We start from the raw sequence: 15,462 nt of genomic DNA, 5'->3' as shown, positions 1-15,462 counted from the left end.
CCTTATTAGTCAAGTACCTCTAATGTAATATGGTCATTCGTATAAACACATATTTCTCCAGCAATCTCGAGGGCTGATTGTGCAATGTCTTTTGCTGACAGCTGGCTGGAATGTTTAACAAGTGCTCTTCCTGCACTTAAAGCATAATTCCCACCTGAGCCTATTGCCAGTATCCCATCATCAGGTTCGATCACTTCCCCTGTACCGGATACTAAAAACATATTTTCTTTATTCATCACAATAAGCATTGCCTCTAACTTACGCAATACTTTATCACTGCGCCATTCCTGGGCCAGCTCAACGGCTGCTCGTGCTAAATTCCCATCAAATGTCTGAAGCTTTTTTTCAAACTTTTCAAACAATGTAAATGCATCTGCAACAGAACCCGCAAAGCCTGCTAAGATTTGTCCATTATATAATGTGCGTACTTTTTTTGCTTTATGTTTCATAACGACTGCATTTCCGAGTGTCACCTGACCATCACCACTCATCGCACTTTGGCCATTATGCATGATTGCAAAAATAGTAGTAGCATGCATTTCCGTTGACAATTTAAATCACCTCTTTGGGTCTATTATTATTTATTTGCTCTTGGATGGCTGTTCATATACACATTTCGTAAATGGTCTTTTGTTACGTGGGTATAAATTTGTGTAGATGATAGATTTTCATGTCCTAATAACTCTTGTACACTGCGTAAATCAGCACCTTCATTCAACAGATGTGTAGCGAAGGTATGACGCAATTTATGGGGATGTACATGAATGGTCATTGCAGCTTTTTCTACCATTTTATTAAGTATCATCCTTATCCCTCTTGCAGTTAGGGGCGTACCCCGGGCATTTAAAAAAACGGAATCCGTTTGTTGTTTGGATTTCTTTAAAAGCTCACTTCTGCCTTCAATTATGTAATTATTCAAGGCGTTTTCTGCAAAACTTCCAAAAGGTACGTAACGTTCCTTTCCACCTTTACCTTTTACAAATAAAGTTCCAATTGAAAAGTCTATATCGTCCAATTGCAAACCTTGGCACTCACTAACCCTTATTCCTGTTCCGTATAGTGTTTCCAGAATAGCCTGATCACGTTGTCCAAGTGGATCAGTTGAATCACTTACTTCAAATAGTTTTTCCAATTCTTCCTTATATAAAAATCCTGGAATTGGTTTATTTGTTTTTGGTAAGGTTACATGCATAATCGGATTTGTTGTAACTAGACTTTCACGTTCGAGAAACTTATAAAAGCTTTTTAATGTAGAAATTTTTCTCGAAACAGATCTTCTTCCTAACTGTCTATTATAAAGACTGGTTAAAAATGTGCGAACAATCCGCTGATCTACATTATCCAAGTGGTCAATTCCTTCACTTGTTAAAAAGGAAAAAAATGTTTCCAGATCATTCTGATAATACTTCACAGTATACGGGGATGCGTTTTTTTCAATTTGTAAATACTCAATGAATAAATTATTTTCATAAGTAAAATTGTTCAATTTTCCACCCCATTAAACAGCAAAATAAATCATACCATATAATAATATGATATGCAATAAACTTAACACAATTGTAACAAAATTCTGAATTGACCTTGGTATAATTATAACATAAAGATTCTATTTATAGTATAATTTTCTAAATTCTTTCATACTCTAATAGGGTGTCAAGTAATTATCCTTACCAATGCGTAATTATATCTTTTTCAAAGTAAATAGTCAACAATAAACAATTCGATCTGTTTAGAAAATTAAATAGGGTGAAAATCTTTGTGCTATTAATTGATTATTACAGTTATAGACAACTTTTTAATCAAATAACCCTATTTCTTTTATTTTTTCTTTTGTTTGCATTGTTCCTAATTCATTGATCTTACGATATATTTCCATTAAGTGCTCATCATATCCTTCTCTTTCACTATCTGCTCCCCTTTCATCAAACGGCTTCGCTAAATATTGTACTGCCTTTTTGGCGTTTTTATTTTTTTTCATAAATAACTTTTCTATTTCTTCTATCTCATTTTGACTCGCAATAATTTCAAATTCAATACCGCTGTCAGGGATGGAAATTTCACGAATATCCTGTGTATCCACCGTAACGAAATAATGTTTTCTCATGTCCATGTTGAAAACCTCCTTAGGTATTAGGGGTTTTCCCTTATTCTTATTGCCTGAAACTTATTCATTAATGAACCAAACAAAAAAAGCTGCTCTTAATTTTGAGAGCAGCTTTTAATTAATCTTGTGTTTTTTCTTTGTAGTCACAATTTGTACATTTAATTTGACTTTCCTTTTTGCTTTTCTTTTCTACAAGTAATGATTCACACTTCGGACATGGTCTTGCTATTGGCTTATCCCATGAGATAAAATCACAGTCCGGAAATTGATCACAACCATAAAATGTTCTGCGTTTTTTTGATTTTCTTTCTACAACATTACCTTCTTTACATTTTGGACATTTCACACCAATTTCTTTTAGTATTGGTTTTGTATTTCTACATTCAGGAAAATTGGAACAGGCAAGAAACTTTCCGTAACGCCCCATTTTGTAGACCATTTCATGTCCACAATTTTCACAATCCTCACCTGCGGGTTCATCTTTGATTTCAATTTTTTCCATTTCTTTTTCCGCTATTTCCAATCGCTTTTCGAAATCCTGATAAAAATTATCAATGATTTTTACCCACTCTGTTTTTCCCTCTTCAATTGAATCCAGGTCGCCTTCCATTTTCACGGTAAAATCTACATCAATGATTTTCGGGAAAAATTCTTCCACTAATTCATTTACAATGCCTCCAAGTTCAGTTGGAATGAACCGCTTATTGTCAATGTTTACATAATTTCTCCGCTGAATGGTATCAATTGTCGGTGCATACGTAGAAGGTCTTCCTATTCCTGACTCTTCCATTGTCCTAACAAGTCTTGCTTCTGTATACCTTGGTGGTGGTTGTGTAAAGTGCTGGTTTGGAGTGATATCTTTTGCTTTTACCTTCATTCCCTCTGATAATTCCGGCAGGAGTTTATCCTCAACCTTTTTATTATCATCTGAGCTTTCTACATAAACCTTCATAAAACCTTTAAATTTAACTTTTGATCCCGTGGCACGAAATTCCACATCATTATTTAATAAATGAACTGTCATTGTATCCATAATAGCAGGAGCCATTTGACTTGCTAAAAATCGCTCCCAGATCAATTTGTACAAGCGAAGCTGATCTCTTGATAAAATATCCTTTATCGATTTCGGATCTCTTAAAGCAGATGTTGGACGTACTGCTTCATGGGCATCCTGGGAACCTTCTTTTTTCTTTTCCGATTTATTATTTCCCAAAAATTCTTTGCCGTATTTTTCTTCAATATAACCTTTTGCTTCTTGTTTTGCTGTTTCCGATATGCGTGTGGAGTCTGTACGCATATAAGTAATCAGTCCGGTAATCCCTCCGGCTTTCTTGCCCAGGTCAATACCTTCATATAATTGTTGAGCAACCATCATGGTTTTCCTTGCCCGGAAGTTTAGCTTTCTGGCTGCTTCCTGTTGTAGTGAAGAAGTGATGAAAGGCTTAGCCGGATTTCTTTTTCTCTCTCTTTTATTCACTTTGTCAACCGTGAAGTTTTTCTCCTTAAGCGCATTTAAAATATTTTTTACGTCTTCTTCTGTTTTTAATTCAAGCTTTTTGCCATTCAATCCGTAAAATGCACCTTCAAATGTATCTTTATCCTTTTGGAAATCAGCTTCAATTGACCAATATTCTTCCGGTACGAATTTTTCAATTTCCTTTTCTCTGTCAATAATCATTTTAAGTGCTACAGACTGTACTCTCCCTGCACTCAATCCTTTTTTTACTTTTTTCCAAAGTAATGGACTGATGTTATAACCAACCAATCTATCAAGAATACGTCTAGCCTGTTGTGCATCAACTAAATCTGTATCAATTGATCTCGGATGTTTAAATGATTCTTTGATCGCATCCTTCGTAATTTCATTAAAAACAACACGGCACTTGGAATTCTCATCTACATTTAAAATATGTGCCAGATGCCAAGCAATTGCCTCTCCTTCTCTATCGGGGTCGGCAGCCAGAAATATTTTTTTTGCTTTTTTAGCTGCTGATCTCAGTTCCTTTAAGACATCACCTTTCCCGCGAATGGTAATGTATTTCGGTTTATATTCATCATCTGTATCAACACCCATTTGACTTTTTGGCAAATCCCGAACATGCCCCATGGATGCTTTTACTTTATATTTCTTTCCTAAATAACGTTCAATTGTTTTTGCTTTTGCTGGTGATTCAACAATTACTAGATAATCCGACATGGTATTCCTCCTATAATGAGGTTAAGCACAATAAATTTTGAAATCTTCACTAATATTAAATATATACTATACATTTGTCAAACTTACTGTGAAATGTATTTTTTAAAAGTTAAGCGTTTTCCTCACTTGATGGGTTGCATTAAATTTATTCCAATGCTTTCCCAATCCTCCAGGATATCCTCGGCGTTATGAACCAGTTTTGCTCCATCCTGGATCATTTTATGACACCCTTTCGTTTGAGGTATCAAGGGGGATCCTGGTACTGCATACACTTCTCTTCCCTGATCAAGTGCTTGATCCACAGTAATTAACGTACCACTTTTTTCAGTTGCTTCAATGACAAGTGTTCCAAAACTTAACCCACTAATAATACGGTTTCTTTCGGGAAAATGATACCTTTTAGCAGGCGTATCCGGGGGATATTCGGATAGTACTAATCCTTTTTCCGCAATTTGTTTAAACAGCGATGTATTTTGTTTTGGATAAATATGATGAAAACCACTGCCTAATACGGCAATGGTTTTACCCATGTTTTCTAAAGCTGCTATATGTGAAAAGCTATCAATCCCTTTAGCCATCCCACTTACAATTAACCAATCCATTAGTAGTAACGGTTTCACCAACAGGTCTACTTTTCTTTTTGCTTCAGTGGAAGGATTTCTCGTTCCAATCACACTTATAGCGGGTGTATAGGTTAATAATGATCTGTTTCCTAACGTATATAATACTAATGGTGGATCTTTAATTGTTTTTAACACAGGTGGATAGGATTCGTCAACTATAGTGATGACAGGGTATCTCGCAATATCTCTTTTTATTTGTTGTAGTATCGTTTCACTATGAAGGTCTGAAAAAAGTAATGTGGCATTCTTCGAAGGAAGTAAATATTGCTGGCTTATTTGTGTGGAAGACAAAAGGTAAATATTATTTAATGTCGGGTCATGATAGATAATTTTCCTGAGGGTTCGTCGGGAAATACCTCGACATCGGTGTAAATGAATTAATCGATCTCGTGAGGATCTCAAGCTAAATCACGTCCTTTATATAATTGGAACCTAAAAGTGATTATTCAAAACTTTTAGGTTCCAGATTTAAAATTTAATGTGTTTTACATTTTTCTTTCAAGCCATTTTCTTCTAATACTTTAATCATTGTTTCACCCATTACTGCTGGTGTTTCTGCAACTTGAATACCACATTCATTCATCACGCGGATCTTTTCTGCAGCAGTACCTTTACCACCGGAAATAATTGCACCAGCATGTCCCATACGTTTTCCTGGAGGAGCTGTTGCACCACCGATGAAGCCTACAACAGGTTTAGTCATATTTGCTTTTACCCATTCAGCTGCTTCTTCTTCAGCTGTTCCACCTATTTCACCAATCATAATAACAGCTTCAGTTTCAGCATCTTCATTGAATGCAGAAAGTACATCGATGAAATCTGTTCCGTTAACAGGGTCTCCACCTATTCCAACTGCAGAAGTTTGACCATAACCAGCTTCAGATAATTGATGAACAGCTTCATATGTTAGTGTACCGGAACGTGAAACAACTCCGATATGTCCTTTTTTATGAATATAGCCTGGCATAATGCCAATTTTACTTTCATCTGCCGTAATTACACCTGGACAGTTTGGTCCGATTAAACGGGTTTTCTTACCTTCCATATAACGTTTTACTTTTACCATATCCAATACTGGAATATGCTCGGTAATACAGATTGCAAGATCCAGTTCTGCATCAACTGCTTCAATAATCGCATCTGCTGCAAATGGAGCAGGCACATAAATTACCGATGCAGTTGCACCGGTTTGGTCGACAGCTTCCTGCATTGTGTTGAATACAGGTACTCCTTCTACTTCTGAACCGCCTTTTTTCGGTGTTACACCACCAACGATTTTTGTACCATATTCAAGCATTTGTTTTGTATGAAATTTTGCAGTGCCGCCAGTAATTCCCTGTACAATAACTTTTGTATCTTTATTAACATATACACTCATTTTTGTCCGTCCTTTCTATATAATCATCCATTACTATTATTTAACCATAGAAACGATTTTTTCTGCGCCATCTGCCATGGAATCAGCTGATGTAATATTTAATCCTGACTCGTTTAGAATCTTCTTGCCCAAGTCAACATTTGTACCTTCCAAACGCACGACAAGTGGAATTTCCAAACCTACCTGTTTCGTTGCTTCCACAACACCTTCGGCAATAATATCGCATTTCATAATTCCACCAAAAATGTTTACAAAGATTCCTTTGACATTGGAATCGGACAAAATGATTTTAAATGCTTCCGTCACTTTTTCAGCAGTTGCACCGCCCCCTACATCAAGGAAGTTTGCGGGATCGCCGCCATAATGTTTAATAATGTCCATTGTAGACATAGCAAGTCCGGCACCATTTACCATACAACCAATATTTCCGTTTAAAGAAATATAGCTAAGGTCATATTTAGATGCTTCGATTTCTTTTTCGTCCTCTTCGTCCAAATCCCTAAGTTCCTGTATATCTTTTTGACGGAATAATGCATTATCATCAAAGTTTAATTTTGCATCAAGTGCCAATACTTCTCCATCACCTGTTGTCACAAGTGGGTTTATTTCAGCAATAGAGCAATCTTTTTCGACGAATGCATTGTATAGACTTGTCATAAATTTAACTGCTTTACCTATTAATTCATTTGGAATATTAATATTAAATGCTAGTCTTCGAGCTTGATAACCTGAAAGTCCAACAACCGGATCAATCACTTCTTTAAATATTTTCTCAGGTGTTGCTTCAGCTACCTCTTCAATCTCTGTACCGCCCTCTTCTGAAGCCATCATAACAACACGGGAAGTAGCACGATCAAGAACAACCCCTACATAGTATTCCTTCTTAATGTCACAGCCTTCTTCAATAAGTAAACGCTTTACCTCTTTACCTTCTGGCCCTGTTTGATGTGTTACTAATGTTTTTCCAAGAATTTCATCAGCGTATGTACGCACTTCATCCAGATTTTTTGCGATTTTTACTCCTCCGGCTTTACCTCTGCCACCAGCATGGATTTGTGCTTTAACTACTGTAACTGAGCTTCCCAGTTTTTCGGCAGCTTCGACAGCTTCATCCACTGTATATGCAACTTGTCCTTTAGGAACAATTACGCCATAGCTTCGCAAAATATCTTTACCTTGATATTCATGAATATTCATCCTTAATCCTCCTATCAAAATTCACTGCATTTCCATTGTATTAAAAAACAACAAGTTTCACAAGAATAAGGGGGATTTATCGACACAAAATTGTCATTTTATATTATAGCTGTTTCCATAAAGATTGTTTTTTTGCCAGATTAATATATAAAATGCGACATAATATCTCTGGTGGTAGGTCTCATTGACCGCTACAGAAATACACTTCGCTTTCCTTATTCTGCGGTATCTTCTCTTAGACAGTTATGCACCTGTTTTCGGTCAGTTCGGGCATAGAGAGACGTTCTATGCGACCGTTAGCACCTTATTTTCGCAGTCGCTGCGAGGGTTAAAGAACAACAGTATTTTTGGTGGGACGAACGAAGTGCAGTCCCAAAATTCACAAAAGAACTTTAATTTATTTCAAAGCTTTCCTGTTTGCTGATCTGTACGATAAATAAATGCAAAGACTTCCGCTACTGCCTGATATAATTCTTCCGGAATCGTTTCATTGATATTTAATTCAGCCAATAACTCTACAAGGGAGGAATCCTCAAGAATCGGTACATTATTTTCCTTCGCTTTTGCCAGTATATTATCCGCTAAAAGCCCTTTTCCTGCTGCAGCAATGACCGGAGCACTTTCTTTCGTTTGATCATAGCGAAGAGCTGCCGCTTTTTTTCTGTTCTCACTCATATCAGATAATCAACTCCTTTATAGGATGGATTGACAGATTTTACAGCTTGATTCATTTTTTGATTTTCGGTTTGCTGTAAAGGTTTGAATGAAACTGTTGAAAGCTGATAATTTAATTCTTCTAACCCATTCTTTAACATAGGCTGTAAGCTTAGTGATTTCTCTCTCATATTTTCCTGATCATTAAATATCGTTACAGCTACCGATCTTTTTTGTATCTTCATGTCGATAACGGTTTTATTTAGATTAGCAAGATCCAAATAAAATAAAATCCGGCAATAATCAGGATTAATTTCTCCATTCTCCATCTTTCTGCCTTCAAATTCCAGTTCAAAATCATTGCTCAAACCTAGCCTCTCCCCCGGTATTTGCAAATTTGCCTGTATGAAATTATTGGTTTCATTTACGGACTGTATCTGCATGCCATTAATAAAATGTAAAAGTTGCTGGGAACGTTCAGGTATAACCCCTTCACTTTGCTGTATTAATTGCATGAGCATTGCTTTTATGGGGAGGGGTTCCTGCTGCAACTTATTATTAACTAGCTGACTCTCATACGACAGCCCTGTGAAAAGCAGTGTTTGTCTAACCTGTGATAGAAATTGTTCTTTTGGATTTGACAGCATGAACATTTTATCCTGATCTAATGATTTTACAAAATTGTCTGCTTTTGTATAAACCTGTTCTGAATTCAATGTTTTCACTAAAGCCAAGAGTTGCTGTAATTTAGCAGGATTGTTTTCCAAAAGACTTGTCATTCGTACCTGCTGTTCAGTTGTTAGGAGTGGCATTAAAGTTTGTGAAATCTGTTGTTTTAATTTTGTGAAATCCTGCGCTGTTAATCCGACATTATTTATTGCGGTCTGATTAATTTTATTGTCCCATAATTGGATGATTTCCCGTGTTTGATTTAATAATCCAGACTTATTAATAATCATTTGTTCTAATGTCTGGACGACCTTCATTTCGTTTAGCTGGATTGGTAATTTAATCCCGGATAACTGTTCATTGGGTGCATTTGCATTTTGCTTCATAAGTGCCTGAACTGGCTCCCATTGTGACCTCCATGAATTGAAATCAATTGCAGGGTCTATAGTTCCGGTTGCTTTTAATGTATTGAAAAATTGTTGATTATTACTAGCTGTCCCTGTAATAATTTCATTTAAAATTGCTGGCCTGGCAGTCAATGGACGTTCAAGCATTTGGCTTAGACGTTCCACTAATTGTGGATAGTTCCTATCAGATTTTAATTGGCCCAGTAACCCTTTCATTTGTGAAGATAAAGTATGTGAATTTTTTATCAATAAAGCTTGAAATACCGAGTCATTCATTGGAAGTTTTCTTAGTATCATTTCTTTTAGAATTTGCTGTGTTTGATTTGTGTTTTTTGCATTACCATTCAACAGCTGAAGTGCTTTAACCAATTGATTTTTATCAAACGGGATTTTTTCATTTAAGAGTGTTTGAATAAATGCGGTATTTACTTTCGATGACCCCAAGCCAAGCTGTTTTATGAGATTGATTGTATTTGCAGTGTCCGAACCTTTTATTCTGTCTCCTAATACCTTTAAATGAATAACATCATCTGTTGTTTTTACCTGAAAATGATATTTCTCACCGATCATCAATGAAGCTTCTAGTTGAGCAACCATTTTTTGTGCACCAAGCTGTATTTGTGCTTTATTATCGGGATAAATTTTCAGGATTTCCCCTTGAATAATTTGACCTGCCCTAAGTGATTGCTGAGATTTGACTATCTTAGCTAATCGTTCACCTGTTACGTTATGTATACCCAAGCAGAGTCACCTCCAAATTAATGATTAACTAAATTTCGAACTGGTGCAAATGAGGTTCTATGGTATGGTGAAGCGCCATATTTCAGTAAATTATCCATATGACGTTTTGTTCCATATCCCATATTTGATCCGAAATCATATATCGGATATTCTTTATGTAAATCCTTCATTAAAGTGTCCCGTGTTACTTTTGCCAAAATACTTGCGGCGGCAATGGAAATACTTTTTGCATCGCCTTTTATAATAGCTTCTGATGTACAAGATAAGCCTTTAAGATCGACTGCATCAATCAATACATGATCCGGTTTGGGCTGCAATTGATTAATGGCTTCATGCATCGCTAATTTTGTTGCTTCAAAAATATTAATTTCATCTATTTTATGATTACTTATAATTGAAACACCATAGCTGACTGCTTTTTCTTTGATAATCGTATAAAATTTATTACGTGTTGCTTCATTTATCTGTTTCGAATCATTTAATCCAAGCAATATAAAATCCCTTGGCAAAATAACTGCTGCAGCAACAACAGGGCCTGCCAGTGGACCTCTGCCCGCTTCGTCAATACCGGCTATATACTGACAACCATTCTGATAACTGCGTTCCTCATAAAAGCACATATCAACAAATTGTTTTTCCAGTGCTTCTTCTTTTAACTTTTGCTTTTCATATGCTTTTATTAGTTGTTGAACTCCTTTTCGTTCATCTAATTTCAAATTTAAAATTAATTCTTCACTGATTTCCCCAGCTTTAAATAATTGTTTTAGATCAGTAATTGATTTTTTCATCATACACCCTGTCTCTCTATCTTATATCGGCTTCTGGAACACTTTTATTAATATTAGAAAACTAGGGCATACGCCAAGCCTTTAGGTGATAGCCCTAGTTCAACGAAAAATACTTTTCGTCTGCGATGTAAATGCTTCGAAGTATTACTTATGCACTTATGCAAATCTTTACGGTGGGGCGAGTAATCGTAGTCCCGGTATAAGAAAGTTTTATATTTTCTGCGAAAAAAAGATGACATCCATCCTAAGATACATGTCATTTATGCTTGAGCTGATTCCAGTGTAATATTTCCCAGTTTTCCTGTGCGTAGATCACGCAGAACGATATCTGACACTTTATCGAAGTTAACACTCCCGCCACTCACAAGTGCACCCCGTTGCTTTCCAATTTCTTCAAATATTTCCCACATATCTTCCATATCACGAGTGATATTATATCTTTCTTCAATCAAAGCAGGATAGTGTTCCTGCATATATTTTATAACAAAAGCTGTAATGTCCTGAAGTGAAAGTAATTGATCCTTAATTGTACCGATTGCTGCCAGGCGGTAGCCTACAATTTCATCCTCAAATTTTGGCCATAGAATACCTGGTGTATCGAGCAATTCAAAATCCTTCTTCACCTTAATCCAAAGCTGCTGTTTTGTTATCCCGGGTCTATCACCCGTTTTAGCAATCTTTTTATTGGCAAGTCGATTAATTAATGTGGATTTACCAACATTGGGAATCCCAACAATCATTGCCCTCGCTGGACGAGGTTGGATCCCCTTTTTCATTAGTTTTTCCATTTTTTCCTGTCCCAGCTCTTTTGCAAATTGAATAATTCGCTTAATGTCTGCTTTATCATTTACATTAACTGCAATCGCCAAAATGTCTTTTTCTTTAAAATAGGAAATCCATTTTTCTGTTTGCCAATGATCTGCCAAATCCTTTTTCATTAAAACAATCATTTTTGTTTTATTTTGCAGAACCTGCTGCAACATCGGATTTTGTGATGATAGTGGTGCTCGTGCATCGACTAATTCCATAACAAAATCCACTAACTTCAGTTTTTCTTCTACTTCCCGTCTGGCCTTTGCCATATGTCCCGGAAACCACTGTATTGTCATTTTAAATCTACTCTCCTATCGTTTGCATACGATCTAAAGGCCAATAAATTAAACTTGTTTTACCAACAATTTGATCCATTGAGATTAGACCAATCATGCGACTGTCTGTTGAATTCCCTCGATTATCTCCTAAAACGAGTACATGCTCTTCCGGTATAACTTCATATTCTCCCGGCAGGTTTTCAAGCGAGAAGTCATTTGTAAGTGTTTGGTACAACCCATCTTTTTTCTCTAAAAAAGTTTCTTCCACTTTCTCACCATCAATGTATAATACATTATCAATTACTTCCACATGTTCACCAGGGAGCCCGATAACCCGTTTAATAAAATCCTTTTGTGCCGATGCATGAAAAACGATAACATCAAAACGATCCGGTTCATCTATTAGATAAGTAAATTTATTAACAATCATTTGATCCCCATCATGTAAAGTCGGCATCATCGATGGTCCATCTACAACAATTGGGGCAAAAAGGAACATTCTTATAATAAATGCCAGGCCAAAGGCAACTAATAATGCCTTAACCCAATCAAACCATTCACTTTTTTTCTTTTTCCGTTTTTCCATGAATTCTCCTCCGACAAATGCATTATATTCCATGAACATACCTTATAGTTTATTTTAAACTAACTCTACCCTATCATTCCACAATTATTCATCAAATAAATCAAAAAGGAGCTTGTGCATAATGCCAAGCTCCTTTCCAATAACGTTTTTATCCGGTCATGCAGATTAGCGACGTTCTTTAATACGTGCTGCTTTACCGCGTAAATTACGTAGATAGTATAGTTTTGCACGACGTACAATTCCACGACGGGAAACTTCGATTTTATCGACACGAGGTGAATGTACTGGGAAAGTACGTTCAACACCTACACCGTAAGAAAGCTTTCTTACTGTAAATGTTTCGCTGATTCCACCGTTTTGGCGTTTAATTACAACACCTTCGAATATCTGAATACGTTCACGAGTTCCTTCAACAACTTTAACATGAACTTTTACAGTGTCACCCGGGCGAAAATCAGGACGATCTGTGCGAAGTTGATCTTTTGTGATGTCTTCAATTAACTTTTGCATCTTACTTCACTCCTTCCAAACCAATGCTCATATCTCACATAGGTGATAGCGGAACATCGTTTTTCGACTCAAAGTTTCCACTTTAAGCACAACAATAAATATATCACAATGAATTCATAAGTTCAACTGTTTTTAAATGTAAAGTTAGATATTTTTATTTTTAAATTCATTCAATATCTTTTGATCCTCATCAGATAGCGTTTGTAAATCCAACAAATCTTTCCTTCGTTCATAGGTTCGTTTTAATGATTCTATTTTTCGCCATCCTACTATATTTGCATGATGTCCGGACAACAACACTTCGGGGACTTTCATTCCTCGAAAATCAGAAGGCCTGGTGTAGTGCGGATGCTCCAATAATCCGGTGGAAAATGAATCTTCCGGTGCGGATTCTTCGTTTCCAAGTACATCTGGTAATAAACGTACAACACTATCAACAACTACCATTGCACCGAGCTCACCACCAGTTAAAACAAAATCCCCAATTGAAATTTCATCTGTAACAAGATGTTCCCTGATCCGCTCATCATAGCCCTCATAATGGCCACAAATAAACACAAGATGATCCTCTTTAGCCAGCTCTTCTGCTTTTTTCTGATTATATGGCTCTCCCTGTGGACACATAAGAATGATACGTGGATTTAATGCCTTTTCTTTCGTGACTGCTTCTACCGCATCGAAAACAGGCTGTGGAGTCAGCACCATTCCCGCCCCGCCACCATACGGATAATCATCTACCTTTTGATGTTTATTATCAGCATACTCGCGGAAATTCACCAGATTATAACTAAATTTTTCCTTTTCATGAGCTTTTTTTATAATCGAGGAATTAAAAGCACCTGATATCATTTCTGGAAATAGTGTCAGTACATCAATATGCATTAGTCTAACAGTCCTTCCATTGGTTCAATGACAATTCTTTTGCCTTCCACATCTATTTCTTTAACAATTTCCCCGATATAAGGAATGAGTATGTCTTTCCCTTTTAATGGTTTTATCACCCATACGTCATTTGCTCCAGGTGATAATATTTCTTTTATGGTTCCTAATTTTTCTTTATTATTCGTAAAAACTTCACATCCGATTATTTCATGGTAATAGAATTCATTCTCATCTAATTCAGTAAGCTGTTCCTCGGATATTTTCAATTGCGCTTCTTTAAAATGTTCTACATCATTAATAGTGTGATAGCCTTCAAACCGAATTAGATCAAACCCTTTATGTGAACGATGTGCATCAATTAGCAGTTTAACCGGTTGATTCTTATCTTTTACAATATAAACAGTTTCTCCAACAGCAAACCGTTCTTCAAAATCACTAATTCGTAAAACTTTTACTTCACCACGTATACCATGTGTATTTACAATTTTACCTATGTTAAACAACTTTTCGGTCATTTTAATCACCTGCTATTTATCTATTCGAATAACGACATCATCTTCAATGACAATCGCCTGTTCCCCCATAATTTCATTCCAATGCGATCCTTCAGAAACCTCAACAAGAGCCTCAACTTCTTTTTCGGTAATCTCACTACCCATTTCCAGCATGTCCAATTGCTCAATCTTAAACTCAACCAGCTTTATTTTTTCTTTTCGATTATTGATTTCCTGCCCAAAACGATGTGCTACCTCTTGTTTGGAGACACCTGTTTTATTTTGCAGCTTCCGTTGTTCAAACAGAAGTTGTTGACACTCTTGTTCAAGTCGCATTTTATGATTATAAAAATTTTCATGTATTTTTTCTTTACTTTTCTCTGTGACAATTTGTTTGATCAGGACCTTTTTAATAATTTCCATTTTCTTCCTCACTCTCACAAAAACGTCTTCTATTATTTATTCCAGAGATGTGTAAAAAGGGAAAGGTATCCCCTTTCCCTTTACATAATATCCAAATAAATACGCTTTTTCGCATCCGTCTTAGCTGCATAAACAACTGTACGGATTGCTTTTGCTATACGTCCGTTTTTACCAATTACCTTTCCGACATCTTCCTGATTAACAGTTAGATGATAAACAATTTTTGTTTCCTCTTCTGTTTTAGCTACAACGATGTCTTCCGGGTGATCAACTAAAGACGTAACAATAGATTCAATCAGGGCTTTCATGATATCACACTACTTTACTATTGATTTTTCTGGTCGTGGAATTTCTTCATGATGCCTTCTTTTGAAAAAAGATTGCGAACTGTATCACTTGGTTTTGCACCGTTTGTCATCCAGCTAAGTGCTTTTTCTTCATCGATCTTAACTTCAACCGGGTTAGATACCGGGTTATATGTTCCGATTTGTTCGATTTGACGTCCGTCACGAGGAGAACGTGAATCAGCTACAACAATACGATAAAATGGATTTCTTTTAGATCCCATACGTTTCATACGAATTTTAACAGCCATTATTTTGCACCTCCAATAAAAATGTTTTACATTAGAAAACTTGTCATTCGCTTTAGGTTGGGCGAATGTCTTAGTTGCCCTTATGCAGATAGGAAACGTTTTATACTTTCCTACCTGCCAAGT

The 15,462-nt window shown here is 36.2% G+C and carries 18 protein-coding genes; all 18 read right to left on the bottom strand.

Annotated elements, in window-relative coordinates; translation table 11 throughout:
* Nucleotides 1–5 precede the first annotated feature (5 nt).
* A complete protein-coding gene (gene hslV, locus CIL05_RS08950) occupies nucleotides 6–551 on the bottom strand; it encodes an ATP-dependent protease subunit HslV (RefSeq protein ID WP_095655188.1) in 546 nt (181 codons plus the stop codon).
* Between the two features lie 26 nt (nucleotides 552–577).
* Nucleotides 578–1,486: a tyrosine recombinase XerC gene (xerC, locus tag CIL05_RS08945; protein ID WP_095655187.1), complete on the bottom strand. Its 909-nt coding sequence runs from the start codon at nucleotides 1,484–1,486 to the stop codon at nucleotides 578–580.
* Nucleotides 1,487–1,795: 309 nt separating this feature from the next.
* A complete protein-coding gene (locus tag CIL05_RS08940; RefSeq protein WP_095655186.1) occupies nucleotides 1,796–2,110 on the bottom strand; it encodes a hypothetical protein in 315 nt (104 codons plus the stop codon).
* Between the two features lie 112 nt (nucleotides 2,111–2,222).
* The gene (gene topA, locus CIL05_RS08935; RefSeq protein WP_095655185.1) at nucleotides 2,223–4,301 is read right to left on the bottom strand and encodes a type I DNA topoisomerase; all 2,079 of its coding nucleotides are present in this window, start codon (nucleotides 4,299–4,301) and stop codon (nucleotides 2,223–2,225) included.
* 122 nt (nucleotides 4,302–4,423) lie between these two features.
* Nucleotides 4,424–5,326 (bottom strand): DNA-processing protein DprA, encoded by a 903-nt coding sequence (gene dprA, locus CIL05_RS08930; RefSeq protein WP_095655184.1) that lies wholly within the window; start codon nucleotides 5,324–5,326, stop codon nucleotides 4,424–4,426.
* 73 nt (nucleotides 5,327–5,399) lie between these two features.
* Nucleotides 5,400–6,302, bottom strand: coding sequence for a succinate--CoA ligase subunit alpha (gene sucD / locus CIL05_RS08925; RefSeq protein ID WP_095655183.1), 903 nt, complete (start codon nucleotides 6,300–6,302; stop codon nucleotides 5,400–5,402).
* A 36-nt stretch (nucleotides 6,303–6,338) separates the two neighbouring features.
* Nucleotides 6,339–7,499, bottom strand: coding sequence for an ADP-forming succinate--CoA ligase subunit beta (gene sucC / locus CIL05_RS08920; protein WP_095655182.1), 1,161 nt, complete (start codon nucleotides 7,497–7,499; stop codon nucleotides 6,339–6,341).
* Nucleotides 7,500–7,901: 402 nt separating this feature from the next.
* Nucleotides 7,902–8,174, bottom strand: a complete 273-nt coding sequence (locus CIL05_RS08915; RefSeq protein ID WP_095655181.1) for an EscU/YscU/HrcU family type III secretion system export apparatus switch protein — start codon at nucleotides 8,172–8,174, stop codon at nucleotides 7,902–7,904.
* Nucleotides 8,171–9,970 carry a TP0910 N-terminal domain-containing protein gene (locus tag CIL05_RS08910; RefSeq protein ID WP_095655180.1) on the bottom strand — a complete coding sequence of 600 codons (1,800 nt, stop codon included), beginning with the start codon at nucleotides 9,968–9,970 and terminating at the stop codon, nucleotides 8,171–8,173. Before CIL05_RS08910 ends, CIL05_RS08915 begins: the two co-directional genes overlap by 4 nt.
* Before the next feature lie 17 nt (nucleotides 9,971–9,987).
* On the bottom strand, nucleotides 9,988–10,761 hold the full coding sequence (gene rnhB, locus CIL05_RS08905; RefSeq protein WP_095655179.1) for a ribonuclease HII: 774 nt from the start codon (nucleotides 10,759–10,761) through the stop codon (nucleotides 9,988–9,990).
* A gap of 257 nt (nucleotides 10,762–11,018) precedes the next feature.
* Nucleotides 11,019–11,867, bottom strand: coding sequence for a ribosome biogenesis GTPase YlqF (gene ylqF / locus CIL05_RS08900; RefSeq protein ID WP_095655178.1), 849 nt, complete (start codon nucleotides 11,865–11,867; stop codon nucleotides 11,019–11,021).
* Between the two features lie 7 nt (nucleotides 11,868–11,874).
* Entirely contained in the window at nucleotides 11,875–12,435 is a 561-nt protein-coding gene (gene lepB / locus CIL05_RS08895; protein ID WP_095655177.1) for a signal peptidase I, read from the bottom strand.
* A 165-nt stretch (nucleotides 12,436–12,600) separates the two neighbouring features.
* Complete coding sequence (rplS, locus tag CIL05_RS08890) at nucleotides 12,601–12,945, bottom strand: 50S ribosomal protein L19 (RefSeq protein ID WP_095655176.1); 345 nt, start codon at nucleotides 12,943–12,945, stop codon at nucleotides 12,601–12,603.
* Nucleotides 12,946–13,089: 144 nt separating this feature from the next.
* Nucleotides 13,090–13,827, bottom strand: a complete 738-nt coding sequence (trmD, locus tag CIL05_RS08885) for a tRNA (guanosine(37)-N1)-methyltransferase TrmD (RefSeq protein ID WP_095655175.1) — start codon at nucleotides 13,825–13,827, stop codon at nucleotides 13,090–13,092.
* Complete coding sequence (gene rimM / locus CIL05_RS08880; protein ID WP_095655174.1) at nucleotides 13,827–14,342, bottom strand: ribosome maturation factor RimM; 516 nt, start codon at nucleotides 14,340–14,342, stop codon at nucleotides 13,827–13,829. The genes trmD and rimM overlap by 1 nt, the downstream gene beginning before the upstream one ends.
* A 12-nt stretch (nucleotides 14,343–14,354) precedes the next feature.
* On the bottom strand, nucleotides 14,355–14,744 hold the full coding sequence (locus CIL05_RS08875; RefSeq protein WP_095655173.1) for a YlqD family protein: 390 nt from the start codon (nucleotides 14,742–14,744) through the stop codon (nucleotides 14,355–14,357).
* Nucleotides 14,745–14,824: 80 nt separating this feature from the next.
* Nucleotides 14,825–15,052: a KH domain-containing protein gene (locus tag CIL05_RS08870; RefSeq protein WP_095655172.1), complete on the bottom strand. Its 228-nt coding sequence runs from the start codon at nucleotides 15,050–15,052 to the stop codon at nucleotides 14,825–14,827.
* A gap of 17 nt (nucleotides 15,053–15,069) precedes the next feature.
* A complete protein-coding gene (rpsP, locus tag CIL05_RS08865; protein ID WP_095655171.1) occupies nucleotides 15,070–15,339 on the bottom strand; it encodes a 30S ribosomal protein S16 in 270 nt (89 codons plus the stop codon).
* Between the last annotated feature and the right edge of the window lie 123 nt (nucleotides 15,340–15,462).

Source organism: Virgibacillus profundi, from assembly GCF_002287375.1.
Taxonomy (GTDB): Bacteria; Bacillota; Bacilli; order Bacillales; family Amphibacillaceae; genus Virgibacillus_K; species Virgibacillus_K profundi.
The sequence above is the reverse complement of the archived record's forward strand: the minus strand, read 5'-3'. Positions and strand labels throughout refer to the sequence as shown.

Coding starts and splice junctions, on each gene's coding strand:
- trmD (WP_095655175.1), bottom strand. CDS start 13,827: ATGCATATTGATGTACTGACACTATTTCCAGAAATGATATCAGGTGCT.
- CIL05_RS08915 (WP_095655181.1), bottom strand. CDS start 8,174: ATGAGTGAGAACAGAAAAAAAGCGGCAGCTCTTCGCTATGATCAAACG.
- rnhB (WP_095655179.1), bottom strand. CDS start 10,761: ATGATGAAAAAATCAATTACTGATCTAAAACAATTATTTAAAGCTGGG.
- topA (WP_095655185.1), bottom strand. CDS start 4,301: ATGTCGGATTATCTAGTAATTGTTGAATCACCAGCAAAAGCAAAAACA.
- sucC (WP_095655182.1), bottom strand. CDS start 7,499: ATGAATATTCATGAATATCAAGGTAAAGATATTTTGCGAAGCTATGGC.
- sucD (WP_095655183.1), bottom strand. CDS start 6,302: ATGAGTGTATATGTTAATAAAGATACAAAAGTTATTGTACAGGGAATT.
- rplS (WP_095655176.1), bottom strand. CDS start 12,945: ATGCAAAAGTTAATTGAAGACATCACAAAAGATCAACTTCGCACAGAT.
- CIL05_RS08875 (WP_095655173.1), bottom strand. CDS start 14,744: ATGGAAATTATTAAAAAGGTCCTGATCAAACAAATTGTCACAGAGAAA.
- rpsP (WP_095655171.1), bottom strand. CDS start 15,339: ATGGCTGTTAAAATTCGTATGAAACGTATGGGATCTAAAAGAAATCCA.
- ylqF (WP_095655178.1), bottom strand. CDS start 11,867: ATGACAATACAGTGGTTTCCGGGACATATGGCAAAGGCCAGACGGGAA.
- lepB (WP_095655177.1), bottom strand. CDS start 12,435: ATGGAAAAACGGAAAAAGAAAAAAAGTGAATGGTTTGATTGGGTTAAG.
- CIL05_RS08940 (WP_095655186.1), bottom strand. CDS start 2,110: ATGGACATGAGAAAACATTATTTCGTTACGGTGGATACACAGGATATT.
- CIL05_RS08870 (WP_095655172.1), bottom strand. CDS start 15,052: ATGAAAGCCCTGATTGAATCTATTGTTACGTCTTTAGTTGATCACCCG.
- rimM (WP_095655174.1), bottom strand. CDS start 14,342: ATGACCGAAAAGTTGTTTAACATAGGTAAAATTGTAAATACACATGGT.